Origin of the sequence: Paraburkholderia antibiotica (genome assembly GCF_012927125.1) — a bacterium.
Lineage (GTDB): Bacteria > Pseudomonadota > Gammaproteobacteria > Burkholderiales > Burkholderiaceae > Paraburkholderia > Paraburkholderia antibiotica.
Genome location: NZ_JABBFZ010000009.1, coordinates 47,331 through 72,663 on the forward strand (window position 1 = coordinate 47,331; position 25,333 = coordinate 72,663).

Here is a 25,333-nt window from a genome sequence, read left to right on the forward strand (position 1 = left end):
AGTCCTCAATCGAGTGAATGCGATTGCTTGCGAGTGCCTGTTTTAAGCGGAGAAAGTCGCGCGAACGCTGCCGAGGCCGTCGATCTGCGCGCAGAAGGTGCCGGGTTGTTTAACCGCGACCATGGGTCCGAGCGCGCCGGTCATCAGCACGTCGCCGGCACGCAGCGGCGTGCCGAGCCGGACCATGCGGTCCGCGAGCCATGTGGCGGCGTTCAGCGGATTGCCGAGACACGCGGCGCCGTTGCCGCGCGACAATACTTCGGATTCCTGCGAGAGCGTCATCGCGCAGGCCGCGAGATCGAGATCGCGCAGCAGCACCGGGCGGCTGCCCAGCACGAAGCGCGCGCTCGACGCGTTGTCCGCGACCGTATCGACGAAGCGGATGTTCCAGCCTTCGATGCGGCTGTCCACCACCTCGATCGCCGCGACCGCATAGGCGGTGGCGCGAACCAGGTCGGCGTAGGTATGACGCTCGTGAATCAGATCGTGTTCGAGCACCAGCGCGATTTCGGCCTCGACCTTCGGCTGGATCAGTTCCGCGAGCGGAATCGGCTGGCTGTCGCCGTACGCCATCGACGCGAACAGCGCGCCGAAATCGGGCTGATCGACGCCGAGCTGACGCTGCACCGCGGGCGACGTCAGGCCGATCTTGCGACCGACCACGCGCTCGCCGAGGGCGACGCGCGCGGCGACGTTGACCTGCTGCACCGCGTACGCGAGTTGTTCGGCGTCGGCCGGGTTCGACAGTGCGGCGAAGCTCGGGTCGTCGCGCAACGGCGCGATGGTCTGGCCGCTGCGTTCGGATTCGCGCAGGCGCTGCGCGAGCGCTTCGGCATGGTTGGGAGTGTTCATGGCGGGTTCCAGATTCGGGTGGGCGTTAGACGATGGCCGATAAGCTTTGGCCGTTAAGCGTTGGCCGTAACGGGCCGCGCATGCATCGCACCGAAGCCCGCGATCCATTCCGGGATCGCACGGTAGTAATCGAGCGACGCGCGATACGGGCCGCTCGCGTTCAGTGCGCCGAACGCAGCGATCCACGTGCGGATTTCGTGCGCCGACTTGCCGGCCTCGCGCGTGATCGCGTTGTTGGTGAGGCCGTCGAGCGCGGTCAGTTCGCCGTCTTCGAGCAGCTTCATAAAGGCGCGATCCCAGTCGGGATTGAGCGGATGCAGAGGGCTGTCGCCGCCCGCGAACGCACGCGCCGCCGCGATCGTGCGTGCCTGACGCGCCGCGCGCGATTCGGCCGACGGATTGCGCCCAGCGATCAGACGCTCGACGACTTCGTCGCTCGCGCCCGCCAGTTCCGGCACCGGCGGCTCGTGCGAAATGCCGCCCGAACCGATCAGGAGCACGCGCTTGTTCATGCGTGCGAGCGCACGGCCCAGCGCATCGCCGAGCAGACGCGCGCGGCGGCACGACGCCATCGGCGGGGCGACCGAGTTGATGAACACCGGCACCACCGGATAGCGGTCGAGACCGCCCGTCAGCAGTTCCAGCGCTTGCGCGCAGCCGTGGTCGACCTGCATCCGGTACGACACCGCGACGTCGACGTCGCTCGCGAGCACCGCTTCGGCGAGTTCGAGCGCGGTGTCGGCGGGGACGTTCAGCGGGCCGGCGAGGCTCTTGAAGTCACCGATCGCGCTCGCCGACGCGCCGATGCAGAACGGCGGCATCACGTCATAGAAGAAACCGTTGTAGTGGTCGGGCGCGAACACGACGACCAGTTCGGGATCGAACTCGACGACGCGCGCGCGCGCCGCCGCATGCAGGCGCTCCACTTCCGCGACGACCTCGGGCGCGGGATCGACATAGCCGTGCAATGGCGTGTGCGACAGACATTCGAGCAGCATCGGCATATCAGGCTCCGGCAGTAGCGGTTGCGGGGGTGGTGGGGGTGGAGAAAGTCAGCACGCCGTCGTGCGCGACTGCCGCTTCATGGTTCGCGTCGGCTGCGTTCGCACGCGTCGCCGCGTCGAGATGCAGCTTCGCCGCGAGTTCGACGATCGACTGCGAGACCCGCTGCGGCGAGCACATGCCCGCGACAAAACGATCGGGACGCAGCAGCACGACCGATTCCGGCACGCGCGCGAACCACTCCTTCATCCGCGTGTTGACGTCGCCGATCGCGATCACGCCGTCGGGTACGTCGTCGTGGAATACCAGTTGCGTGTCCGGCTTCGCGAGCACGAAGCAGCCGCCGAGCCGTTGCCAGATCGCGCGCGCTTCCGCCGACAGACCGAAGGTCGGATCGGAACCCCAGCCGATGATCGCGAAGCGGTTGCCGAGCACGTCGTCGAGACGCAGCACGTCGCCGCTCACCGTGCGCACGCGCGGCTGGATGAACATGCGGCCGACCGGCGAGTGGCAATGCGGGTCGCGGCCATACACGAGACGACCGAGGCGCGACTCGCGCTTCTCGCTCATCAGACCGAACAGGCGGCCCGGCGCCGAATGACCCGAGCGTTCGAGCACGCGCGCGAGCCAGCCGTTCTTGCGCGGCGTGCGCGCGAGCAGCACCACGCCGGTTTCGTAGCGCGGCATCGGCTTGAAGCGCATTTCGACGAAGTAGCGTTTGACCGCGGGGAACCAGTTGAACGTCCGCACGAAGGCGTCGCGGAACTTGATGCCGAAGCGGCTCGTCGGCGCGAAGATGTCGCCGGCCACCTCCGACAGGTGGATCATCGAGCGCGCATGCGCGCGGCGTTCGGCGGTGTAGGTGTCGAGCAGCGCGTCGCCGGCCTGGCCCTTGACCACCATCGCGAGTTTCCAGCCGAGGTTGCTGGCGTCGCGAATGCCGCTGTTGTAGCCCTGGCCCTGCCACACCGGCATGATGTGCGCGGCGTCGCCGGCAAGCAGCACGCGCTTCACGCGGAAGCTGCTCGCGAGCCGCGCGTTGTGCGTATAGACGCGCTTGCGGATGTAGTCGACCTTGTCCGGTTCGGCGACGACCTTGCGGATCAGCGCGGCCAGGTTCTCCGGCTTCGACAGTTCTGCCTCGGTCTCGCCGGGCATCACCATGAATTCGAAGCGGCGGATGCCGTGCGGCAATGCGGCCGACACGTACGGACGGCTCGGATCGCAATGCATGTACACATGCGGCGAACCGATCGGATCGTTGCGCACGTCGACGACGATCCATTGATTCGGCTTGGTACGGCCTTCGAACGGCACGTCGAGCACGCGGCGCACGAAGCTGTTGCCGCCGTCGGCGCCGACCATGTACGACGCGCGAATCGTGCGGCACACGCCCTGCACGTCTTCCGCTTCGATCGTGACGCCGTCGTTGTCCTGAGTGAACGAACTGACCGCGTGGCCGAACAGCACTTCGACGTGCGCAAAGCGCGCGAGCCCTTCGTACAGCACGCGATCGGCCAGCGGTTGAATGAACGCGTTGCGGCGCGACCAGCCGAATTCGTCGGTGCGCGGCTCGATCGAGGCAAAGCAATGACCCGTGCTCGTCACGAAGCGCATCCAGTGATCGGGGGTGGTGTGCGGCAGCAGCGCGTCGGCGAGACCGACCGACTGGAACACGCGCAATGCTTCGTCGTCCAGACCAATGGCGCGCGGATAGTCGATGATCTTTTCGAGCTTTTCGATCAGCACGACGCGCACGCCTTGCAGACCGAGATAATTGGCGATCATCAGACCGACCGGGCCGGCGCCGATAATCGCGACGTCGGTGGTGAGTGCGCCGTGGCCTTGAGCGGCCACCGGATCGAGCGACGAGGGCATGTTGTCTCCTTTGGCGACCAGAGCGATACGTGGGCTCTTACTCCGGTCTCATGCAGGTAGTTGCCTGGCGCGCCGCGTTTTCGGCGGTCGCGTCAGATAACGAACTTGATCGGGATAAACAGGGAGCGCGGCGGCCGGGAACCGGCCGTGGCCATGGCGAGAAAGTCGCCTGAGGACAACAGCTTGCGTCTCCATGAAATCTTTGATTTGTTGGCAAGTCTAGGACCGGTCCTCCGCGCGCTCAACAAAATGTCGAAATTGTGCATAGAATGCACACAGTTGATTTTATTGAGGTTTTATGTGACCAAATACACAAATGTGCGAGGTTTGTCGCGCGGGCTGCTGGTGTTGCAGGCGCTCAATTCGATGGACAGCGGACGGGCGACGAGCCAGCAGATCAGCGAGCTGACCGGGCTGCATCGCACCACCGCGCGACGGTTGCTGGAAACGCTGATGGAGGAAGGCTTCGTGCGGCGCAGCGCGTCGGACGACAGCTTCCGGCTCACGCTGAAGGTGCGCGCGCTGAGCGAAGGTTTTACGGATGACGAACGAATCGCGACGATCGCGCCGCCGGTGATGGGGCGCCTGCTGCAACGCGTCGCGTGGCCGTCGGATCTGACCACGCCCGACGGCGACTCGATGATCATTCGCGAGACTACGCACCGGTTCAGTCCGCTGTCGTTCCATCGCGCGATGGTCGGGCGCCGCCTGCCGATCCTGCTGACCGCGGCGGGCCGCGCGTACTTCGCGATGTGCCCCGACGAGGAGCGCGAGGACATTCTCGACCTGCTGCGCGCGGGCTCGGGCGGCGAGGAACAGAAGGCGCTCGCCTCCAACGATGCGTTGATCCGCAGCCTCGTGCGGCGCGTGCGCGCGGACGGCTTCGGCTCGAATCACGGCGACTGGCAGGACCAGGGAAAGATCGGCGCGGTGGCGGTCGCGATCGTGTTCGAAGAACGCGTACTGGCTAGCCTGAACGTGGTGTTTCTGTCGCGCGCGGTGTCGCTCGCGGAAGCGAAGCGGCGCTACGTGCCCGAACTGCAGATAGCCGCGCGCGAGATGGTCGAGGAACTCGCCGCCGAAACCGCCACCGATCGAGGCGCGGCCAGGGCGAAGCGCGCGGCGCGGGAACGTCGTTCGTGAGCGGCGGGTGGGAAGCGTTTGGCTAGGTGACGTTGACGAGCGGATTTCCGTTTTATGCGATTTGGCTTAAAGCCCGTTACGCGCGGCCCGGACGTTACGTAGCACGCCGCCGGTACACGACTGGGGCACAGTCGGCCAAACGCGCGTTTTGATGAAATAGATTGCTTATTCGATTAATTTATTCGACGAATATTCTTACCAAACCTTAACTCGAAACATAAATTACTTTTGGCGCACAACTTGCATTGCTGGCCTCCACCAATAGTCGTTCAACGAGGACATCATGCACAAATTCGCCGGTCGGACAGCCATCGCTGTTGCGACGTCTACGCTTCTCGCCCTCTATGGCTGCGGATCGACGCTAACCACACCGAACACTGGCGGAAGCGCGCTGTCGGGGACGGTCGGATCGTCGGGGACTTCGGGGACTTCGGGTACTTCGGGTACTTCGGGTACTTCGGGTACTTCGGGCACTTCGGGCACTTCGGGCACTTCGGGCACTTCGGGCACTTCGGGCACTTCGGGCACTTCGGGCACTTCGGGCACTTCGGGCACTTCGGGCACTTCGGGCACTTCGGGCACTTCGGGCACCTCAGGCACCTCAGGCACCTCAGGCACCTCCTCAACCGCGATCGGCAACGTCGTCACGCAGGCGAGCAACCTCATCACCGCGGTCGGCACGACTGTCGCCGACACCGGCAGCAAGGTGTCCGGCACCTCGGTCCCGGGCGTCAATGGCCGCACCACCGGCAATCTCGGCGCGGCCATCACCGATCTCGGCGACGGCGTGAAGACGCTCGGCGAAGGCGCCGCGGCCGGCCTCGGCACGCTCGGCAGCTCGAAGAATCCGCTCGGCCCGACGCTCACCTCGACCTCGAGTGTCGTCTCCGAGGCAGGCGCCGCGGTCAAGTCGGTCGGCGGTGTCGTGACGAGCCTCGGCACCGGCCCCCTGAAGCCGCTCGCGCCGGTCACGGCGACCGTCGGCGCTGTCGTCGACGGCCTGGGCAGCGGCGTCACCGCGGTCGGCTCCGGCCTGAACAAGGTGCTGTCGAGCGCGCCGGTCCAGCAAGTCGAAACGCAGCTCAGCACGGTCATCAATCCGATTACGACCGCGGTCTCCGACACCACCCAGACGATCGGCAACGCGACCGGCCTCGGCGCGCCGCTCGACAAGCTGCTCAGCACGATCGGCAAGGGCGTCAACGTGGCCGGCGTGAAGGTGTCGAACTCGATCAACGATCAGGTCGGCAAGGACGGCGGCGGCATCGTCAGCGAACTGGGCAAGACCGTCACCGGCACCGGCGGCCTGCTGACCGGCTCGACCACCAATCCGCTCGCGCCGCTCACCGGCCTGTTGGGCGGACTCGGCGGCGCGACCGGTTCGGGTGGCTCGAGCGGTTCCGGCGGCACGGGCAGCGGCGGCTCGTCGATCCTGTCGCCGCTGACGGGTCTGCTCGGCAATCTCGGTTCGCTCGGCGGCCTCGCCAGCTCCAGCGGCTCGGGTAGTTCGGGCGGCGTGGGCGGACTCGGCGGCCTGCTCCAGCCAGTCACCGGCCTGCTCACCAAGGTCGGCTCGCTCGGCGGCACTGCGGGCGGCACCAATCCGCTCTCGTCGGTGACGACGCTCGTCGGCTCGCTGACGGTCAGCGTGACCGGAACCGTCAGCGCGGGTGCCCCCACCGGCACGTCGCAAAGCGGCAACTCAAGCGGCACCAGCAACACAGCGTCCAACCCGCTGACCGGTCTGCCTGGCGGCCTCACCGGCAGCTCGTCGAGCGGCTCGGGCAGTGGCACGGCGGGCAACAAGGGCCTGCTCGCTCCGGTGACGAACCTGGTCGGCGGTCTGCTCGGCGGCGTCACGACGACCGGCAAATAGGCGCAAACGCGCCATTCGGCACGACGGCCGGGCCTAAAAAAATCAACAGCCCGGCCGCTATCAATGTCATGACTACGAGGATGACATGAACTCCACGATTCAAACCGCCGCGCCGGTTCAGGACTCGCGACCGCGTTCGGCGGCGCCGTTTTCGATCGGCCTCGCCGGCATCGCGGCCGGCCTGTTGACGCTCTGGCTGGTACGCGACAGCACGACGATCGACGGCGCGACGCGCAGCACGCTCGCCTGTCTCGCGATCATCGCGACGATCGCCGTCTACGATCTGTTCGTCGCGCGCGTCTATCTGCGCCCGAGCGCGGGCCTCGCGGGCCGCGCGGTGCGGCCGCTGAGCCTCGCGCGTGTCGCGCTGCGACTTGTCGCGCTCGCGTCGATCTATGCCGGCATCGGCCTGCTCTACTGGCTGCTGCCCGAATATCACGGCGCGTTCTACGAGCCGTACTGGACACTATTGCGCACGATCGCGCCGTATGTGATCGTCGCGGCGCCGTTCTATTTCGCGTGGATGGACCGGCATCAGCGCGACGTCGACGATTCCTATCTGGTACTGGCGCGCCTGCTATTGCGCGGCGAGCGTCCCGCCAACTGGCGGCCGTTGCGCGAAACGCTGGCGGGCTGGATGGTCAAAGCGTTCTTCCTGCCGCTGATGACCGTCTATCTGTCGACCAACGCGGAGCATCTGAATGCATCGTTGACGAGCGCGCTGAACGCGCCGTTTTCGCTCGCGACGTTCCGCTTCATGTACGACCTGTCGTTCGCAATGGATCTGATGTTCGGCACGGTCGGCTATCTGTGTACGTTCCGTCTGCTCGACAGCCACGTGCGCAGCGCGGAGCCGACCACGCTCGGCTGGCTCGTCGCGATTGCCTGCTATCAGCCGTTCTGGTCGCTGATCTCGAGTCAGTACATTCACTATGAAGGTTCGATGTACTGGGACAACTGGCTAATCTCAGTGCCGGCGCTACGTTTCGTATGGGGCTGCGTGATCGTCGCGTTGCTGCTGTGCTATGCGAGCGCGACGATCTCATTCGGACTGCGGTTTTCGAATCTGACCAACCGCGGAATCATTACGTCGGGGCCGTACCGGTTCACCAAGCATCCCGCGTATGTGACGAAGAATCTGGCGTACTGGATGATCTCGGTGCCGTTCGTTGAACCACTTGGCTGGAAAGTCGCGATCATGCATTGCGCGGGACTGGTATTCGTCAATCTGCTTTATTTCCTGCGCGCGAAGACCGAAGAACGGCATTTGATGAACGATCCGGAGTATCGGGCTTACGCGGAGTGGATTTCGAGGAACGGGGTGGTGGCGAGGGTGGCGCGATTGTTCGATTAGTCCATCGATTGGCCCGTCGAGTAACGCGCAATCAACCGGCGATTAGCCCGCGACTTGTCTTTATAGATCGTCTTTCGCGGCATCCCCTCTCTACCTTTCTCTCGTCGTTTCCAACGCACGATTAAAACGGGCTCTCCGCCCGTTTTTCTTTTTCCGCCGCCAATGTCGCATGTCACGCCTGTCTGTTCCCTACCGCACACGCCGTTACGGGCGACGTAACGTAACGAGCGCGTCTTTCGACATGTTCCCGGATGTTTCCCGCGCTTGCGCCAACGCCTGATGAATACCCACAAAGCCCAGTCGCTAAAGGATTTTTCCCTATCCCAGGCAGTCGATGCGTGAGTGCGATTAGTCAATTGGCACACTTCATGCTCTTTATGTCGCGCAGCACAAAACACGGACAACAAAGCAGTCGGCAAAAAGGTACTTCGCGTCAACGACCGGTTTGATCGGGGGTCATCGGGCTGGTCTTCTCAACGCGCGACATCGGCGGGTTAGCGACAAGGCTCCGCCGCTGCAACGCGGCGCGGTCGTGCGTGCGACACGGACGACCGTAATTCGCAGGACCACCCCCATCGTTGTTCAGGCTCGTTCGGTCAGTGCTTCCGGCTGGGCGGGCGAAATCCAGTTCGAGTTTCAAGAAATGCGCGCTTCAAGCGTGCGGGGGCAGTGTTGTCTTCTGCAAATGCCGCTTGCGGCACAGCAGAACAGATCAGCAAGAGAGACCGGATCGGTTAGCGCGGATACACGCGCAGCCGATCGACAAAACGTTTGACATCGAAGATCAGCGCGGGGAAACAGGAATGGACACGGCGAATTTCGCTCAGCACAGAAAAGCAATACCGGGCTTGCACAGTCTGATTGCGCGTCTTCTCGATGTGGCGCTTGTCGTTCTGGGGTCGTTGGCCGCATCGCATGTGCGCTTCGAAGATCTGGCGCAAAGTCGGATCGATATGGCATTCGTCGCGTTTGCCGCCGCTTTTACGCTCGTGCTGTTTCCGATGTTCGGCATCTATGGTTCGTGGCGCGGTCGTGCGATGCTGCGCATGATCGGTCAGGTGTCGCTCGCGTGGCTGGTCGTGCAGGGCTGCGGCCTCGTGCTGATGTTCTCGCTGCACCGTTCCGATTTCATTTCGCGGCTCTGGTTCGCGTATTGGACCGGCATCACCGGCGGCGCGCTGATCGCGGTTCGCGTCGTCGTGCACAAGGCACTCGCGCGACTGCGTTATGCCGGCATGAATTTGCGCCGCGTCGCGATCGTCGGTTGCGGCGCGCATTGCCAGCACGTGGTGCGCAAGATCGAAGGCTCGGCCGGCAGCGGCTTTCGCGCGGTCGCCGCATTCGACGCGAAGCCGGTACTCGGCACCACCGGTTCCGGTGTACCGGTCTATAACGACGTCGAGAAGTTTGCGTCGTATGTGCGCGCCCACGATGTGCAGGAAGTGTGGCTGGCGTTGCCGCTCTCCGAAGAACGCACGATTTCGCGCTTCGTCGACGAATTCCGCGACGATCTCGTCAACGTGCGCTTCGTGCCCGACATGCGCAGCGTCGCGCTGTTCGATAGCCACGTGATCGACCTGATCGGGATGCCCGCTATCAATCTCGTCGCGTCGCCGGTATCGGCGCGCGCGATGGTGAAGAAAGAGATCTTCGATCGCGCATTCGCCGCGTGCGCGCTATTGGCACTCGCCCCGCTGCTCGCCGCCATTGCGATTGCCGTGAAGCTGTCGTCGCGCGGCCCGGTGTTCTTCACGCAGAAGCGCAAAGGCGCTGACGGACGCATCTTCAGGATCTACAAGTTCCGTTCGATGCGCCCTCACGCGGTGAAAGACGGCGTCGTCAGACAGGCCACCAAAGGCGATCCGCGCATCACGCGAGTGGGTGCGTTCCTGCGGCGTACGAGTCTCGACGAACTGCCGCAATTCTTCAATGTACTGCGCGGCGACATGTCCGTCGTCGGCCCGCGACCGCACGCGATCGAACACGACGAGCTCTATCAGAAAGTCGTAAACGGCTATATCCACCGCTACCGGATCAAGCCGGGCATCACAGGCTGGGCGCAGATCAACGGCTTCAGAGGCGAAACGGATCGAATCGAAAAGATGCAAGGACGTGTCGAGCACGACCTGTACTACCTGCGGAACTGGTCGTTCGGACTCGACATGCGGATCGTCGCAGCGACGATCCGAAAAGGCTTCGTTCATAGCAACGCGTATTGACACCGCCACTCACAACAACAACACATGGCCATGAAACTACGCGGACCGACATTCCATTCGGCACCTAAAACGCTGGCGCTCGCGGCAGCGATCGCATTCTCGACGTCGAGCCACGCCGCCGAACCGGCGCTCGGCGCGCTCGGTCAGTCGGGCGGCCTCGTGATTCCGTACGCGTTTGCGCTGCCCGAGGGGATGGCCGAAGCGCAGTACAACAATTACATCGATCCCCGTTACGGGAAGCAGGCAACCGGTTCGCAAATCTACTGGGGTGCGGTGGGACTGTTGCCCTATGTCGAGTTGTCCGCGGGCCTCGCGAACTATCCCGCCAATGTCCACGTACCGTATTCGAACGAAGAGCGCTTTCTCTTCCGTCACCTGATGGGGAATCTGAAGGTCGAGGTGCCCAAGTTCTTCAAATACCAGCCGACGATCGCCTTCGGCATCGGCGACATCGGCGGACAGACGCATTTCTTCCGCTCGAAATACGGCGTCGTCTCGCAGGCATTCGGACCGTTGACGCTGACCGCCGGTTACGGTCAGGGCGATCGCCTCGACGGCATATTCGGCGGCGCTCAGCTTTCGTTGTGGCATACCGGTCTGTCGCTGCTCGCCGAAGACGATTCGAAGACCCCCTATGCGGGTATCCGCTATCAGTCGCCGCGCGTCAGCTGGCTCGCCGACGCGAACGTGATCGGCACTCTCACGCGCTCGCTACGCTCGACCAATGGCGTGTCGCCGCGCACGTCGTTTTCGGTCGGTATCCAGATTCCGCTCGGCAAGCGCTTCAGCAGCACGCGTTGCGAAAACGGCCTGTGCGAAGGCCCGCAAGTCGCCACCGCGCAAAACACCACCGCCGACAACGACGATCCGCTGCAACTCACGAACCTGCCGCCCGTCGACGTGCGCGCAGCAACCGCGAGCAGCAGTGCACTCGCCAGCGGGCCGATCGCCTACGTCCCGCCATTGCAATCGTATGCCTCGGTGATGCTGAGCGACGCGACCCCGCCGAAATCAGCGGATGCGCCCGCATTGACGGAAGCGCTCGACACATCGTCGCTCGATGCCATCGCCACGCAACTGTTTACCGCCGGTCTCGAACGCGTGCGCGTCGGTGTCAGCGGTCACGACCTGATCGTCGAATACGAAAACCACCGCTACAACCAGAACGAAGCGGACGCACTCGGTATCGTGCTCGGCGTCGCGAGTGTCAATGCACCGCACGGCACCGAGAAGATTCATGTGGTCATCAAGAAGGCGAACGAGCCGATTGGCGAAGTAAGCGTCGATCGCGACGCATTCGCGCAGTTCATGGCCGGCGGAGCGCCGACTGCCGCGAGTGCGTCGCTGACGATGCGCTCGCGCCCGACCTACGACGCCGATTCGATCGCATGGCACGGCGACGAACACAAGCATGGCTTGACGCGTATTCAGATCGAACCGGTCGTCAGCTATCTGTACGGCACCGAGTACGGCGTCTTCGACATCTCGCTCGGCGCGAACATTCAGGGCTTCGTGCCGCTGTGGCGCGGCGCGGAACTGTACGCGAGCTATATCGCCCCGCTCTACAACACGAAGAACATGGACGACGGCCACGTGTTCAGCGACTACCGTCTGCGCGGTGGTCTGAATGCGGTCGCGCTCGCGCAAAGCTTCTGGATCGTGCCACAGGTCTTTAACGTCGTATCGGTCGGCAAGTTCGATTACTCGTACGTCGGCGCACAAAACGAAACCACCGTATTCGTGCCCGGCCGTCCCGATCTGATCCGCCTGCGACTCGCTTACCTGCATCACGGTCCCGGCCACGACGATCTGCCGAGCGTAAAGAACGCGGAATTGACGTATCGCTGGGTACAGCCCGCGTGGAAGTTGTGGATCGAAGCGGGCGTCGCGCGCTTCGTCGGTGGAGACAAAGGTCCGGTCGCCACGCTCACGCGCTGGTTCGACGACGTCTCCGTCAGCGTGCATGGCGAGCACAGCGGCCAGGGCACGTTCGTGGGCGCGGCCGTCAGCTTCCCGCTCACGCCGCGTCAGGGCATGCAGCCGGGCATTACCCAGGTCTATGGCTCGGAAGACTTCGGGCTCGACTTCCGCACGCGCGTGGGCTCGACCAATTACCTGTCGCCCGGCGCCGCGGAGAACATGAGCTTCCCCTACAGCACGCAGCAGTACCTGCTGAATCAGGGGCGCTTTAGCGGCGAGTACTTCTCCACCCAGCTCTACCGGATGCGTGACGCCTACCTGCGTTACGGCCCGGCTTCTCGCGACGAAAACAAAACCGCGCCGCAAACGGGTGCCCGTGCTGCCTCGACGGGGATCAAGCTTTCGCGCCGCGACTGCGGAAAACAGGTTCTGCCAGGTGTAAGCGATGGACAGGCGCTCGTGCCCGTCATGTGTGAATGACTTTCTTTGGAGATACACGATGAAGCTTCTGAACGGCGCCGCGCTGCGCGCCCTGCAGTATGGATCGATGGTGCTGGCGGCCAGTGCGGTGGTGGCCTGCGGCGGCTCGAACGACAGCGGCACCGCGCCCGGCGCGACGATCAGCGGCACGGCCGCGGTCGGCGCCGCGCTCGCGAACGCGAACGTCACGTTGACGTGCAAGAACGGTTCGGGCAGCGCCACCACCGATTCGAACGGCGCGTATAAGGCCACTTTCAATTTCGACGCGCCGTGCGCGATCACGGCAAGCGGCGGCTCGACGACGATCCATTCGTTCGCGGCCGGTTCGGGCACCTACAACGTGACGCCGCTCACCGAGCTGCTGCTGAGCTATCTGGCCGGCCAACTCGGCACGACAGAAAGCGCGCTGCTCGCGGGTATTTCGTCGAACGCTTCGTACCAGAGCGCGCTGTCGAACAGCACCGTGATCGCCAACGCTGAAGCGGCGGTCGTGAAGCTCATCAAGGACACGTACGGCATCACGCTGTCTTCGTCGTCGTTCCTGACGGTGTCGTTCACGCCGGGCACGGCGGGCGCCGACGCGGATCTCGACACGCTGCAAGCCGCGGGCGCGATCACGAGCGACGGGCAGCCGGCGGCGTCGCTGGTGGCGGCGGCCGTGGCGGCAGGTCAGGCGGCGCCGATTTCGAGTGGCAGTGCGGGGAGTGTGGCGACGGGGGGGACGGGGGGGACGGGAACGACAACCAAATAACGCCCATTACGCCGTCGCCCAGATACACCCGCCAACGAATTGCTCACAACGCTTGAGCGATTCCGAGCGGCCAGCGTCGCTTTACAGGTCTGTGTTCGCTGGCCGCTTGCATGAAACCGGATCGTCAAGCCGCCGGGGATGAGCGCGTTATCGACGCATCCGATAACCGCTCAACGCGACAGCGATCCGTGTCACGCCAGGAAAAGGTCAACCTGGATAGAGCCACTCTGAAGTACTAAAAAGGTAAAAAAAAATGGAAGCCAGCCGCAACGAAAGATTCATCATCCGGGGACATAGATTTGTGCTTCTGCTAGCCACGCTCGCTTGCGTGACCCTGGCAGGTTGCGCGGTTGCTCCCGGTATGCGAATGAGCACGAACACCGGCGCGCAATCCTCCACAACCAGCGGCGCGGCGACCACCGAGCAGGAAAATTCGCCGATCCCCATTACCGACATCAATGTCGCGTTGATCAGGCAGATGCGGGATACGGCCGCAAAAGCGAACGAGAACGAAGCCCTGGGGCTCGCGTGGCGGCCCGCACCCTACACCATCGGTATCGGCGACGTCTTGCAGATAACGGTTTGGGACCATCCCGAACTGGCTGCAGCGCTCGGCACCCAGCCGCAATCCGTAGCTCGCGCATCGGATCCGGTCGCCGGCTTCGTGGTCGACCAGCAAGGCAACCTGACTTTTCCGTACGTGGGAAATCTTCACGTCGAAGGGCTTCGCACCGACCAGGTTCAACAACAGATCACGCAGAAACTGGATCATGTTTTCAATGGTCCGCAGGTGACCGTGCGCATCGCTTCATTCCGGTCCCAGCAGATTTACATCGACGGCGAAGTTCATACGCCGGGCGCACAGCAGATCAACGACATTCCGATGACGCTCTATGAAGCGATCAATCGGGCAGGCGGATTCAGCACGACTGCCGATCAAAGCCGACTGACGCTCGTGCGTGGCGGCGTGTCTTATCCGATCGATCTCCAGAAGATGATCGCGAGCGGTCAGAACCCGTCGAAGATCGTCCTCAAGAACGGCGACGTTCTGCGAGTCCTTGCTCGCGACGACAGCGGCGTCTACGTGATGGGCGAAGTCAATCGTCCCGCTATCGCGGTGCCGATGAAAAACGGCCGGCTCAGCCTCAGCGATGCCATCGCACAGGCTGGCAGTCTGAACAATGCCAGCGCGGATGCGGCGCAGTTATATGTGATTCGCGGCTCGTTGAATGCGAATCCGCAGGTCTTCCATCTGGACGCGAAATCTCCGGTATCGATGATTCTGGCCAATCAATTCGACCTGCAACCGGAAGACATCGTCTATATCGACGGGAATGGCCTGGTTCGTTTCAGCCGCGTGTTGAGTCTGCTAATGCCCGCTATCAATGCCGGACTGACCGCCGCGATCGTCACCAAATAAAAATACACCGGGGTTGGCAAATGACTAAAGAAATCGCGATATTGGGGATCAGAGGTATTCCGGCTAATCACGGCGGCTTCGAGACCTTCGCCGAACGACTGGCGTTGTATCTGGTTGGCCGAGGCTGGCGCGTGACCGTGTATTGCCAGGGCGATGCATCTATCGACCGACCGATCGAGGACGTCTGGCGCGGCGTCAATCGGATCATCCTGCCAGTTGCACGCAATGGTGCGCTCGGCACCGTCGAGTTCGACTGGAAGTGTGTCACCCAGGTCGCTCGAATCAAGCCGCAGGTCGTCTTGACTCTCGGCTATAACACCGCCGTGTTCTCCGCATGGCTGCGGCTCAGAGGCATTCACAACGTCATCAATATGGATGGGCTGGAGTGGAAGCGCAACAAATGGCGTTCGCACGAACGCGCGTGGCTGTGGCTCAATGAGCGGATCGGCTGCCTCGTCGGCAACCGCCTGATCGCCGATCATCCGGAAATCGCGAAGCATCTGGCTACGCGGGTTTCGCCTGAGAAAATCGTCACGATTCCGTACGGCGCGAATCGCGTGCTGAGCGCGGACGAGTCGAGGCTGCAGCAATATGGCCTCGAAAAAGACCGCTACGCGATCGTGATCGCACGTCCGGAACCGGAAAACTCGATCCTTGAAATCGTGAAGGCGTTTTCGGCCAGAAAGCGTAATGCGCGGCTGGTAGTGCTCGGCAACTATCTGCCTACCAACAAATTCCACACCGAAGTACTCGCGGCCGCCAGCGAAGAAGTCGTGTTCCCCGGAGCCATCTACGAACAACCCACGCTGGAAGCGCTGCGTTTTTACGCGCGCTTCTACGTGCACGGGCATCAGGTTGGCGGAACCAATCCGTCTCTCGTGGAAGCGCTGGGAGCGGGTAACGCGGTACTCGCACACGGCAACGCATTCAACCGGTGGGTTGCCGGCGATGCCGCGCGTTTCTTCAATTCGGTCGACGAGTGTGACGAACGCATCGGCGCCCTGCTCGAAGACACGCATGAAATCCAGTCCATGCGGGAGGAAGCGGTCATTCGCTTCGAAAGCGGCTTCGAATGGGATCACATCCTGCACAGCTACGAGCAGATTCTGAGCGAAAAATTCGTCGTCGATTTCGCTATCGCTCGCGGCGATGCGAACGGCAGTCCGGTGCGAAACCCTTAAGCGGTCACGCGGATTTGCTGCGGCACGTTACCTGGAAATCATCGCACTCTCATGAAACGTCATCTACTGATCAACTGGGCTGGAGTCAACTCGGGTGACGATTTCCTGTGTGAAGTCATCGTGAATCACCTCGTCGGCATATGGAAAGATCTCGAGATCAGCGTGCTCAGCGAAAAACCGGTCCCCGCAGTCGTGCGGACCATCGACAATGCGTCGTGGCATCCACTGTTTCCGGCTCTGGTGTCGTGGAAAGCGTTCTGGCGCGTATGCGCGGAAATATGGCGTGCGGACCGAATTCTGATTGGCGGTGGCGACGTCGTTCGTCCCGAGTTTCTATCGATGCTCCCCCTTCTGATCGCGCTCGTGCTTGGCAAGGAAGTCTCCCTGGTCGGCGTCGGTGTCGTCGCGCCCCAAAAAGCCGTTTGGCGGCTTATTTACAAGGTGGCGTTGAGCTGCGTCACACACGCACTCGCTCGCGACGAACGTAGTGGAGAAGTTCTGCGCCGGTTTTCGTCGGCATCCGTTTGCGTAGGTCCCGATCTCGTATTCGCGGCCGCAAACGGCGTGAACGCGCGTGTAGCCGGCAGTGAAGAGCGCGATTCGATCGTCGTCAACCTGAGAAGTGTCACGAATCCTGCCTATCTGCATCATATGAACGTCGAACGACTCGACGATGCGGCGTTGTGCGAAACCCTCGCACAAGCCATATCGCAGCATGTGCTCGCGCATACGACGCGTGTCGTGCTCGTGCCGATGGTGGACGACTCGACGCTGGCCGACGGCTACTCCCCAACCGAGTCCGACCTCACGATTCTGAACAGGCTACGCAGCGTGATTTGCGCGGACATCTCTGTCGAAGTCGTGTCGATTCGCCCGCATTCAATCGAGCAATTGAATGAGATCTACCAGCGCGCGCAAGTGGTCATCGCGATGCGCTTGCATGCGGTAATTCCGGCGCTTGCATGGGCCATACCGGTCGTCGCCATTCCGTACGCGAGCAAGGTGGGCGATTTGCGCGAACGCTTTCCATCGATGCACACGATTTCGGTTAATGACTTGCTGAACGGTGAGACCGGCCAGGTTGCCCAGATCATCGAATCCGCGTCCGGTTCGGTACCGGACTCCGCGCGCGCGCGTGCGCTCGGCGTCGAGGCATCCCGCTCGTTGGACAAGACTCTGTCAGCGTCGGATACCACCGACATGCCGCGGTCCAGATCGCTTCATATCATCAAAAGACTCACGTCCTGCCTACTGGTTTCCGCATTCGCGCTGAAGACAGGTTTCAACCGCATGTCAGCGCATCGGCAAAAATACGCGGAGGCCGCATGAAAATAAGTTTCGTGCTCACGGGGTCTGGCCACAAGCCGGTTGGCGGCTTCAAGGTCGTCTACGAATATGCGAACCGTCTGTCCGCGATCGGTCACACCGTCACCGTCGTCCATCCCGCATGGGTCAGGCGGGATGAACCGGTCGTCGACCGGATCAAACGCAGCATCCGTTACGTCCAACGCGCAACCGACAAGACTTATGAACCGAAGCGTTGGTTTCCGGTCGACACGTCGGTTGAGCTGCTCTGGACGCCCAACCTTTCTTCCCGGTTCGTGCCGGATGCCGACATCGTCGTCGCAACCGGAGCTCCAACCGCCGAGTGGGTGAATTCCTACGGTCCCGAAAAAGGCCGAAAGTTCTACTTGTTGCAGCACTACGAAAGCTGGGATCCGATCGGCCTGGAACGGCTTGACGCGACCTACCGGATGCCACTGGAGAAGATCGCCATTTCTCGATGGCTATGCGAGGTAGCAACCGAAAAGGGTAGTCACGCAACCTACATCCCGAACGGCCTCGATCAACGGGAATTCTTCATCACCCGCGATCCGATTCTGCGCGACAGCGCGCAAGGGATCATGCTCTATCACCCGCTTCCGGAAAAGGGCACGGAGATCGGTATTCGCGCCTGCGAAGTCGTCAGGGAAAAGATGCCCGAACTCAAACTGACGATGTTCGGCGTCTATGACCGTCCGGCCGGGTTGCCCCGCTGGATCGATTACCAGAAATCGCCGTCCGTGACGCAACTGCGCGATATGTACAACGACGCGTCGTTCGTCGTCGCGCCAAGCGTCACCGAGGGATGGGGACTGGTGCCCTGTGAAGCGATGCAGTGCGGTTGCGCGCTCGCGGCGACCGACGCAGGCGGGCACATGGAATTCGCGGTGCACAACAGCACCGCACTCGTGTCACCGGCTTCGGATGTACGGGCATTAGCGGCAAACATCGAACGGCTGGTTCGCGACAACGACGTCAGAAACTCGCTCGCACTCTCTGGTGCCCGGCACCTGACGAAATACTCGTGGGAGAAATCCGCTTCCGAACTCAACGCGCTTTTTTGCCGGGCCCATAAAAATGCATAGGCTTCTTTATGTCGCGCCCTTTATCGTCGCTACCGTCGACGCATTCGGCTACATGCAGATTCAGCTGAGTGCCACGACGCTGCTGATTCTCTCCATTTTTCTCTTGCTGCTGCTGGACGTACGCCGCGCGCTGCAGACCGGCCGCCTGTCGTTGCGCCTCAACAACTCGGTGGTCGGGCTCATCGTTGCACTGCTGTTCGTGTCGGCACTTGCCGCGGCGACAGTAGCGGTGAATAGCAGCAACTACGATGGCCCCGGCGCACTCTATGTCGCGATCACCCCATACGTCATGCTGTTTCCGTGCATGTGGATTGTCGTGACTCAGCGAATCGACAAGCCGCGTCTGATCGCCCTGCTCCATACAACGGTTCATGTCGTGCTCGCGGCCGACATTGTCGTGTCGCTCCTGCAGATCGTGTATCTGACGTTTATCGATCCATCCGGTTACATCTTTATCGAAAATCAGCGACTGAACTCCGTTGCCCAGTTCAGCGACATCCGGCTCGTCGGCCTCTTCGCCAGCGGCCTCGATCACGGCTTCTTTCTGACCATTTCCGCGCTGTTCAGCTGGATTCTGATGGCGGAAAAGAAAATCTCGAAGTTCCGCTTCGTGGCGACGCTAATTGTCATATCCATTCTCGTGTACTTCACGTACACCCGGACCGCGTATCTCGTCTACATGGTCGCGCTTTCGTTCATTATCGGTTCGTACTGCATACGCCGCTTCGGCATGGTCGGTATCGTCGCCATCATCGTGATGCTGGGCCTGTTCGGCGGCATTCTGTTCGAGGCTGCCGATGCCGAAAAGGCCGTGTCGGGCCTCGTCAATTCGAAATCGCTCCTCAACCTGCAAACGCTGGAAAGCCGTTACGGCTCCTGGAGCTATTACCGGGATCTTCTCGACGGGTCGCCCGAAACGATCCTGACAGGAAACGCACTTCTGCAAAGCGCATTCCCGTTCGTCAAGTCGCCGCCCCCTCTGATCGACAACCTGTATCTGTCGCTCGTTCTTTACGGCGGCGTGCTCTTCCTCGTTCTCTATTCGCTCTTCATGTCGAACTTCGCGCTCGTCTTCCTCTCGGCATATCGCCGTTTGCGGACCAGCGAATTCGATACGAGGCTCTATCTGTCTTTGTCTATCAGCGTCGTCATTGTCGCGATAGTGGGTTGTTCCGCGACCGTCTGGGATCTGCTCAGCATTGGCTTGCCGGCAACCGTCCTATGGGCGCTGGGTTGGAGTTATATCCGTGAATCAAGAAGACTGCAGGCACTCGGACTCTGATATGACACACACGCCACGGGTATCCATCGTGATGTCGACCTATAACGGCGAGAAGTTCATTCGCCAGCAGCTCAACTCGCTCATTGCACAGCACTACTCGAACTGGTGCCTGTCGATCCGTGACGACGGCTCGTCCGACGCCACGCTGGCCATCATCGCCGAATACCAGAAGCGGGATGCACGTATCAGACTCATGCAGGACAGCCACGGTAACATGGGACCGGCGCGTTCGTTCATGCATCTGCTTGCGCAAGTCGAGAGCCCGATTTTCATGTGCTGCGATCAGGACGACGTCTGGTTACCTCATAAAGTCGGCGAAGCTGTCGCCCGTATCGGCGACGATACGGCCACGCCGCGACTATTCTTCACCGACCTGATCGTTACCGACGGCGACCTCGGGACGATCGCGAAGTCGTTCATGGCGTTTCAGAAGTTCGATCCGCTGCGAGCGAAATCATTCAAAGGCCTGCTTCTGCAGAATATCGTCGTCGGCTGCACGATGGCGGGCAACTCGGCGTTGCTGGCCCTGCTTCGGCAAGCACAAACCCACAACCGGCACGAAATGCTGATGCACGACTGGTGGTTCGCGCTACTAGCCTCCGCGTTCGGCACGATCGAATACTCGTCGACACCGTCCATCCTGTATCGACAACATGGCGGCAACTCCCTTGGCGCCCCCGGTTCGAATCTTTCCCGCTACATCACGATGCTGTGGAATTCGAAGCCATGGAAAAGGGCGTCCGTCTATATCTGCAAGGTTGCGGCTCAGTCTTCGTCGTTCCGGCGTGCCTATGGCAACTCGCTGACCCAAACGAACCTCGCGGCAATCGACAAGGTGACCGCGCTCGGCTCCGCGCGATCTTGCCTTCCACTCGTTCGCACTTTCAGCGCGGGCATCGCAATGAATGGCTGGCTTCGAAACGCGGCCCTGCTGCTTTCCGTATGCGTGCATCCGGCCGCCTGGAATGCGCCCCTGCTCCCTTCGCCCGTGTCTACGGAAGATAACGCATGAACACCAGATTCTCGATGCGTTGGCTGCTTGCGGTACTGGTCGCGCTACTCGCTATCTTTAACGTCGAATGCCAGGCCGAAGGCGTTGGGCCAGCCGCGAAATACACGGTCGGTGTCTATTACTTCCCCGGTTGGCGAATCGCGCCTCCGCTGTTTCACAACGATCCGTGGACGAAGATCAAGAACTTTCCCGAGCGAGAGCCCGCAATAGGCTGGTATGTCGACGGCGATCCGACCGTAACCGACTGGCAAAACACGAAGATGGCGAGCGCGGGAATCAATCTCGTCGTGTACGACTGGTACTGGTTGCCGAAGCTCGGTGTCGAACTCGATCACGCGGTCGAGAGCTTCCGGAAGCTACCCAACAAGCGAGGCGTAAGGTATGCACTGCTATGGGCCAATCATTCCGGCGCGCCCTCCAGCGAGCAGGAATTCGTCGATATCGTCCAGTACTGGGTCAAGCACTACTTCACCGACACCGCGTATTACAGGGTTGAAGGTCGACCCGTCGTCGTTATTTTCGCGCCGATCCAACTCGATACGGCAGCAAAAGCATTCGGTAAAAGCAGCAGCGATCTACTGCGCGAAGCAAACGAGATCGCCATTACCGCAGGACTACCGGGAATCGAATTCGTCGCCGCGACGCAAGCGGTGGCCGACCGCGCCGACACATTCCTGCCCGACGCGGGCTATCGCGCGCTAACCGCGTACAACTACCAGAATGCTCCGACCTCGACCGACGGAAAGCAAAGGGAATCACATAGCTATGCGGAGTTGACAGCAGGGTATCGGGAAAGCTGGGAGTGGATCCTCGCGCACTCGCCGATCCCCTACTGGCTGCCGGTCACGTCCGGCTGGGACAAGCGCGCGTGGGGAGGCTCCGACGATCCCGCGCATGATGCGTCGGTCAGTACGCCGGCATCCTTCCGCCAGCATCTACTGGAGGCAAAGCAGACTTTAGATGCCAATGGCCGAAAGACCGCTTCCACGGTAATCATCTGCTGCTGGAACGAATACGGCGAGGGTTCGTATATCGAGCCCACCAAAAAATCTGGCGAAGCCTATATCGATGCTGTCAGAGACGTTTTCAAAAAATGAACGGTTCGCTTCACGTGCTGGCTGTCGGATCGAGATGATCCGGTTGGAGATGAAATGAAACTACTGGTTATCTGTCTCGCCAATGTCTGCCGCAGTCCTATGGCGGAAAGCGTGCTGCGCCACGCGGTAGGCCATATCGACGGCTTCGAGGTCGAATCCGCGGGCATTGCCGGCGCGGTCGGCGAAGCAGTGCATCCATTGACAGCCAAAGCTTTGCAGGAAAAAGGGTACGACGTCTCGTCGAAGAAGGCGAAGCTGCTGCTCGGCGGAAATATGGCGTGGGCGGATCTCGTGTTCGTGATGGACAAGGAACAACGCAAGCAGTTGATCGCCCGCTTCCCCGCTGCCAGCGGAAAGATCTGGTTGCTAGGCCATTGGATCAATACCGAGGTGAAGGATCCGGTGGGTGGAAATTACGAGGTATTCAGGATCACCCTGGACACGATTGAAAAAGCCGTTCAGAGCTGGCTGACCGCCATGCGTGTCAAACAATAACAAACAAAGGTCTGCATATGAAACGCTACCCTATTGAAACGACGATGCCCAACTACCCGTTACCCGCGGCGGAAGACGAGGTCAGCCCGGTGGAGTTGTGGCACAACATTACGTCCAATAAAAGGCTATTCCTTACCATCATTGGCGCTTTTCTCGCGCTCGGATTGCTGTATTCGGTGTTCGCGCCGCCGACCTACAAGGCAAACGTGCTGATTCAGGTCGATCAGCAACAGGCGTCGGCGCTAGGCGCGCTTTCGGATGTCGCAAGCGCACTGGACATGACGAAGTCGCTCGATGGTGAACTGGATATCCTCAATTCTAGAGCGGTAATCGGCAACGCCATCAATGCCACCCGCGCGGACACTACGATTGCGGTCGCAAATCGTTTCCCGGTGATCGGTGCACTTTACGCGCGCGTGCTGGGCCCGCAGACCCCCGTCGCTCCCGCGCCTTTTGGACTGGACTCGTTCGCATGGGGCGGCGAACGACTGAAATTAACGGAATTCGTTTTGCCGTCCTCCCTGTACGGCAAAAACACCTATCTGTCGATTACCTCGCCCGATAACTGGAAGCTCGAGAAACGCGACGGCACGCTGATGGCGCACGGCCGGGTCGGCGAGTCAGTATCCTTCCCGGTTCAGACCGACGACGGCGTTTTCAACGCAAAGATCACCCTCTCTGAACTGTCCGGACGTCCGGGCACCCGGTTTGAACTCGAACAGCATTCACTGCAAAGCACCATCGAGACGCTCAGAAAGCAATTGAAGGTCGAGGAAACCACCAAGGATTCCTCGATGATCCAGATGGCGTTCAAGGCGAAAGATCCGGTACTCGCCGCGAACTTCGCGAACTCCATCGCCGACGCCTATGTCGCGCTCAACAAGGCCCACCGTTCCGAACAGGCGCGCCTCAGTCTGCAATTTCTGAGTGGCAAACTGCCTGCGTTGCGCAACGAACTGGAACAGTCCGAAGATCGCCTCAATCGCTACCGGATCGCGACAAAGACGATCGATATCGAAGACCAGACCGAGGCATTGCTGACGCAATCCGCGGCGCTCATCAAGCAGGGAACGCTGGTCGATCTGAACCTCGAAGCGGCCAAGGCCCAGTTCAATGAATTCCATCCGTCAGTCAAGGCACTCCAGGCACAAAAAGCCGCGATCGACGCGATGGAAAACACCGTGTCACGACAGATCGAAAAGCTGCCCGCTACACAGCAGGACTACCTGCGGCTCGCGCGCGACGTGACGGTCAACACTCAGCTTTACACCGCCCTTCTCGCCAACTCGCAACAGCTTGAAGTTGCGGAAGCAGGGACAACGGGCAACGTATCAGTGATCGATTTCGCAGTGTCGCCGGAAAAAGCCGATTGGCCCAAGCCGCCCATCGTCATGGCAGGTGCGTTGATTGCCGGTACGTTGATCGCCTTCATTACCGTACAGCTCATCGGCTCACTGCGTGGATCGCTGAGAGATCCGTTGCAGGTCGAGCGCGTGGCCAACGTACCGCTCTACGCCGTCGTGCCGACCAGTAAGGGACAGACGACGCTGCTGCGCGCATCGCGGCGTAACGGCGAGGACGTGGCGTTGCTGGCCGAATCGGATCCCGGCGACCCGAGTATCGAGGCTTTGCGGTCATTGCGCGGCACGCTGAAATTCGCACTCGTTGGAGCCGAATCGAATGTCGTTCTGTTTACGGGGGCGACCCAAGGACTGGGCAAGACGTTCACGTCGGCGAACTTCTCCTACCTGCTGGCAATCAACGGCGATCGTGTTCTCGTGATCGATGCGGACATGCGACGCTCCGGCCTCGCCAACTACTTCCCGTGCAAAAAGGCCGGCGGTCTGGCGGAAGTGCTGGCTGGCACCGTCTCGCTAAAGGATGCAATCCAGCCGACCAGCGTCGACAACCTGCACGTCCTCTCGGCCGGCAATCGCGTGCCGCCAAACCCGAGCGAACTGCTCGAACGTCCGAGCTTCTCCGCCTTGCTGCGCGAGGCCAGCGCTGCCTACGACTATGTCGTGATCGATTCGCCGCCGGTTTTGCCGGTCAGCGACGCGGTCACAATCGCGCAGCAATGCAGCGCGGTGTTCCTGGTGGTTCGCTCGGACGTCACTTCCGCACGACAGTTGACGGAAACGATCAACCGGCTGCAACGCGCCCGCGTTAACGTATCCGGTTTGGTGTTCAACGGCTTCAATGCGGGTCGATACGGATATGGATATGGCTACGGCTATTCGTCCACTTCGACCGAACCGCAGAACAAGCGCGACAAGCGTCGTCTGTCCTGAGGGAATGCCGGGTATGAAAGCGACCTTCCGAGGCAATCGCGTGAGCGATGACCGTTCCGAACGCCGACGCATAAGCGGATATTTTCTACTCGTCGCTACGTGCGGGCTGCATGCAGCCTCAGGCATCGCCGGCGAACTGGACAACGGATTACTCTCGCCGGACCTGAGCGGGCAATCGCAGGTTCGGCAGATGAACGATCCTGTATTAAAGGATCCCTACGCTGCGTTGCTCGAAGAGCAGGATCCTTTTTATCGCTCGACCCGCAAGGCACTCGCAAGGTTCAAGGCCGCGCGACAGAAATCCCTCCGGTCCGACAGTGGCGTAATCGCCGCAACTCAGGGCGGCTCGGCAGGCTTGCTCAACGGCAAGGATATCCGGTCCATTCGCAACAAGGCAGCGCTGAATACGGCAATGCCCTTAACCGGCGACCCCGATAGCATGAGCCAGTTAGGCGACATGGCAGCCGCGGGCACCGCTATCTCAACCCACAAACCGGATGTTCGTCATAACAAAAAGCAGAATAGTCTGAGCAAGGACGACGATGACGACGACGTCGCCGCACCCAGAAATCCGGCCGCGTTGTCGCCCTGTTCGCCGGCGACCTGTCGAGTCAAACGCTCTTCGCTTTCCAGACCGTCTGCGCTATCGGACAACTAGGCAGACAAAGCGCC

At 61.5% G+C, this 25,333-nt stretch carries 20 protein-coding genes; 16 read left to right on the forward strand and 4 right to left on the reverse strand.

Translation table 11 applies throughout. The features are described 5' to 3' along the window. Positions 1-42: 42 nt before the first annotated feature. Genes HHL14_RS16435 through HHL14_RS16445 form a run of 3 tightly spaced genes read right to left on the reverse strand, consistent with a single transcriptional unit; the run spans position 43 to position 3,732 of the window. Complete coding sequence (locus HHL14_RS16435) at positions 43-852, reverse strand: 2-keto-4-pentenoate hydratase (RefSeq protein ID WP_169498672.1); 810 nt, start codon at positions 850-852, stop codon at positions 43-45. A 53-nt stretch (positions 853-905) separates the two neighbouring features. Then, entirely contained in the window at positions 906-1,856 is a 951-nt protein-coding gene (locus tag HHL14_RS16440; RefSeq protein WP_169498673.1) for a 3-carboxyethylcatechol 2,3-dioxygenase, read from the reverse strand. Position 1,857: 1 nt separating this feature from the next. Beyond that, the gene (locus HHL14_RS16445; protein WP_169498674.1) at positions 1,858-3,732 is read right to left on the reverse strand and encodes a bifunctional 3-(3-hydroxy-phenyl)propionate/3-hydroxycinnamic acid hydroxylase; all 1,875 of its coding nucleotides are present in this window, start codon (positions 3,730-3,732) and stop codon (positions 1,858-1,860) included. Positions 3,733-4,032: 300 nt separating this feature from the next. Between HHL14_RS16445 and HHL14_RS16450 the strand changes: the two genes are divergently transcribed. The 3 genes from HHL14_RS16450 (at position 4,033) to HHL14_RS16460 (ending at position 8,105) form a co-directional block, all read left to right on the forward strand. Further along, entirely contained in the window at positions 4,033-4,875 is an 843-nt protein-coding gene (locus HHL14_RS16450; protein WP_169498675.1) for a DNA-binding transcriptional regulator, read from the forward strand. Positions 4,876-5,158: 283 nt separating this feature from the next. Then, on the forward strand, positions 5,159-6,751 hold the full coding sequence (locus tag HHL14_RS16455; RefSeq protein WP_169498676.1) for a collagen-like triple helix repeat-containing protein: 1,593 nt from the start codon (positions 5,159-5,161) through the stop codon (positions 6,749-6,751). A gap of 85 nt (positions 6,752-6,836) precedes the next feature. After that, positions 6,837-8,105: an isoprenylcysteine carboxylmethyltransferase family protein gene (locus tag HHL14_RS16460; RefSeq protein ID WP_169498677.1), complete on the forward strand. Its 1,269-nt coding sequence runs from the start codon at positions 6,837-6,839 to the stop codon at positions 8,103-8,105. Positions 8,106-8,839: 734 nt separating this feature from the next. On the opposite strand, the gene HHL14_RS33250 is transcribed toward HHL14_RS16460, so the two are convergent. Next, on the reverse strand, positions 8,840-9,046 hold the full coding sequence (locus tag HHL14_RS33250) for a hypothetical protein (RefSeq protein ID WP_230413092.1): 207 nt from the start codon (positions 9,044-9,046) through the stop codon (positions 8,840-8,842). On the opposite strand from HHL14_RS33250, the gene HHL14_RS16465 reads away from it, so the two are divergent. From HHL14_RS16465 to HHL14_RS16525, 13 genes are all read left to right on the forward strand, one after another. Next, positions 8,945-10,324: an undecaprenyl-phosphate glucose phosphotransferase gene (locus HHL14_RS16465; RefSeq protein ID WP_329601678.1), complete on the forward strand. Its 1,380-nt coding sequence runs from the start codon at positions 8,945-8,947 to the stop codon at positions 10,322-10,324. The genes HHL14_RS33250 and HHL14_RS16465 overlap by 102 nt on opposite strands. Positions 10,325-10,348: 24 nt before the next feature. Further along, complete coding sequence (locus tag HHL14_RS16470) at positions 10,349-12,724, forward strand: YjbH domain-containing protein (protein ID WP_169498679.1); 2,376 nt, start codon at positions 10,349-10,351, stop codon at positions 12,722-12,724. 19 nt (positions 12,725-12,743) lie between these two features. After that, positions 12,744-13,475, forward strand: coding sequence for a carboxypeptidase regulatory-like domain-containing protein (locus HHL14_RS16475; RefSeq protein ID WP_169498680.1), 732 nt, complete (start codon positions 12,744-12,746; stop codon positions 13,473-13,475). Positions 13,476-13,842: 367 nt separating this feature from the next. After that, positions 13,843-14,895 carry a polysaccharide biosynthesis/export family protein gene (locus HHL14_RS16480; RefSeq protein ID WP_456238714.1) on the forward strand — a complete coding sequence of 351 codons (1,053 nt, stop codon included), beginning with the start codon at positions 13,843-13,845 and terminating at the stop codon, positions 14,893-14,895. A 20-nt stretch (positions 14,896-14,915) separates the two neighbouring features. Then, a complete protein-coding gene (locus HHL14_RS16485; RefSeq protein WP_169498682.1) occupies positions 14,916-16,076 on the forward strand; it encodes a DUF1972 domain-containing protein in 1,161 nt (386 codons plus the stop codon). Positions 16,077-16,127: 51 nt separating this feature from the next. Continuing rightward, a complete protein-coding gene (locus HHL14_RS16490) occupies positions 16,128-17,405 on the forward strand; it encodes a polysaccharide pyruvyl transferase family protein (RefSeq protein WP_230413075.1) in 1,278 nt (425 codons plus the stop codon). Beyond that, positions 17,402-18,484: a glycosyltransferase family 4 protein gene (locus HHL14_RS16495; protein ID WP_169498684.1), complete on the forward strand. Its 1,083-nt coding sequence runs from the start codon at positions 17,402-17,404 to the stop codon at positions 18,482-18,484. Before HHL14_RS16490 ends, HHL14_RS16495 begins: the two co-directional genes overlap by 4 nt. A 103-nt stretch (positions 18,485-18,587) precedes the next feature. Next, entirely contained in the window at positions 18,588-19,766 is a 1,179-nt protein-coding gene (locus tag HHL14_RS16500) for a hypothetical protein (RefSeq protein WP_169498685.1), read from the forward strand. Between the two features lie 31 nt (positions 19,767-19,797). Then, positions 19,798-20,778 carry a glycosyltransferase family 2 protein gene (locus tag HHL14_RS16505; protein ID WP_230413085.1) on the forward strand — a complete coding sequence of 327 codons (981 nt, stop codon included), beginning with the start codon at positions 19,798-19,800 and terminating at the stop codon, positions 20,776-20,778. Then, positions 20,775-21,875 (forward strand): glycoside hydrolase family 99-like domain-containing protein, encoded by a 1,101-nt coding sequence (locus tag HHL14_RS16510; RefSeq protein ID WP_169498687.1) that lies wholly within the window; start codon positions 20,775-20,777, stop codon positions 21,873-21,875. Before HHL14_RS16505 ends, HHL14_RS16510 begins: the two co-directional genes overlap by 4 nt. A gap of 54 nt (positions 21,876-21,929) precedes the next feature. Next, entirely contained in the window at positions 21,930-22,370 is a 441-nt protein-coding gene (locus HHL14_RS16515; protein ID WP_169498688.1) for a low molecular weight protein-tyrosine-phosphatase, read from the forward strand. 17 nt (positions 22,371-22,387) lie between these two features. Beyond that, the gene (locus tag HHL14_RS16520) at positions 22,388-24,661 is read left to right on the forward strand and encodes a polysaccharide biosynthesis tyrosine autokinase (protein ID WP_169498689.1); all 2,274 of its coding nucleotides are present in this window, start codon (positions 22,388-22,390) and stop codon (positions 24,659-24,661) included. 13 nt (positions 24,662-24,674) lie between these two features. Beyond that, on the forward strand, positions 24,675-25,319 hold the full coding sequence (locus HHL14_RS16525) for a hypothetical protein (protein ID WP_169498690.1): 645 nt from the start codon (positions 24,675-24,677) through the stop codon (positions 25,317-25,319). Positions 25,320-25,333 lie beyond the last annotated feature (14 nt).

Excerpts from the sequence above, each read along its gene's own strand:
- HHL14_RS16495 (WP_169498684.1), top strand. The coding sequence starts at position 17,402 with ATGAAAATAAGTTTCGTGCTCACGGGGTCTGGCCACAAGCCGGTTGGC.
- HHL14_RS16460 (WP_169498677.1), top strand. The coding sequence starts at position 6,837 with ATGAACTCCACGATTCAAACCGCCGCGCCGGTTCAGGACTCGCGACCG.
- HHL14_RS16515 (WP_169498688.1), top strand. The coding sequence starts at position 21,930 with ATGAAACTACTGGTTATCTGTCTCGCCAATGTCTGCCGCAGTCCTATG.
- HHL14_RS16440 (WP_169498673.1), bottom strand. The coding sequence starts at position 1,856 with ATGCCGATGCTGCTCGAATGTCTGTCGCACACGCCATTGCACGGCTAT.
- HHL14_RS16475 (WP_169498680.1), top strand. The coding sequence starts at position 12,744 with ATGAAGCTTCTGAACGGCGCCGCGCTGCGCGCCCTGCAGTATGGATCG.
- HHL14_RS16455 (WP_169498676.1), top strand. The coding sequence starts at position 5,159 with ATGCACAAATTCGCCGGTCGGACAGCCATCGCTGTTGCGACGTCTACG.
- HHL14_RS16445 (WP_169498674.1), bottom strand. The coding sequence starts at position 3,732 with ATGCCCTCGTCGCTCGATCCGGTGGCCGCTCAAGGCCACGGCGCACTC.
- HHL14_RS16480 (WP_456238714.1), top strand. The coding sequence starts at position 13,843 with ATGAGCACGAACACCGGCGCGCAATCCTCCACAACCAGCGGCGCGGCG.
- HHL14_RS16485 (WP_169498682.1), top strand. The coding sequence starts at position 14,916 with ATGACTAAAGAAATCGCGATATTGGGGATCAGAGGTATTCCGGCTAAT.
- HHL14_RS16520 (WP_169498689.1), top strand. The coding sequence starts at position 22,388 with ATGAAACGCTACCCTATTGAAACGACGATGCCCAACTACCCGTTACCC.
- HHL14_RS16525 (WP_169498690.1), top strand. The coding sequence starts at position 24,675 with ATGAAAGCGACCTTCCGAGGCAATCGCGTGAGCGATGACCGTTCCGAA.
- HHL14_RS16505 (WP_230413085.1), top strand. The coding sequence starts at position 19,798 with ATGTCGACCTATAACGGCGAGAAGTTCATTCGCCAGCAGCTCAACTCG.
- HHL14_RS16490 (WP_230413075.1), top strand. The coding sequence starts at position 16,128 with ATGAAACGTCATCTACTGATCAACTGGGCTGGAGTCAACTCGGGTGAC.
- HHL14_RS16435 (WP_169498672.1), bottom strand. The coding sequence starts at position 852 with ATGAACACTCCCAACCATGCCGAAGCGCTCGCGCAGCGCCTGCGCGAA.
- HHL14_RS16470 (WP_169498679.1), top strand. The coding sequence starts at position 10,349 with ATGGCCATGAAACTACGCGGACCGACATTCCATTCGGCACCTAAAACG.
- HHL14_RS16510 (WP_169498687.1), top strand. The coding sequence starts at position 20,775 with ATGAACACCAGATTCTCGATGCGTTGGCTGCTTGCGGTACTGGTCGCG.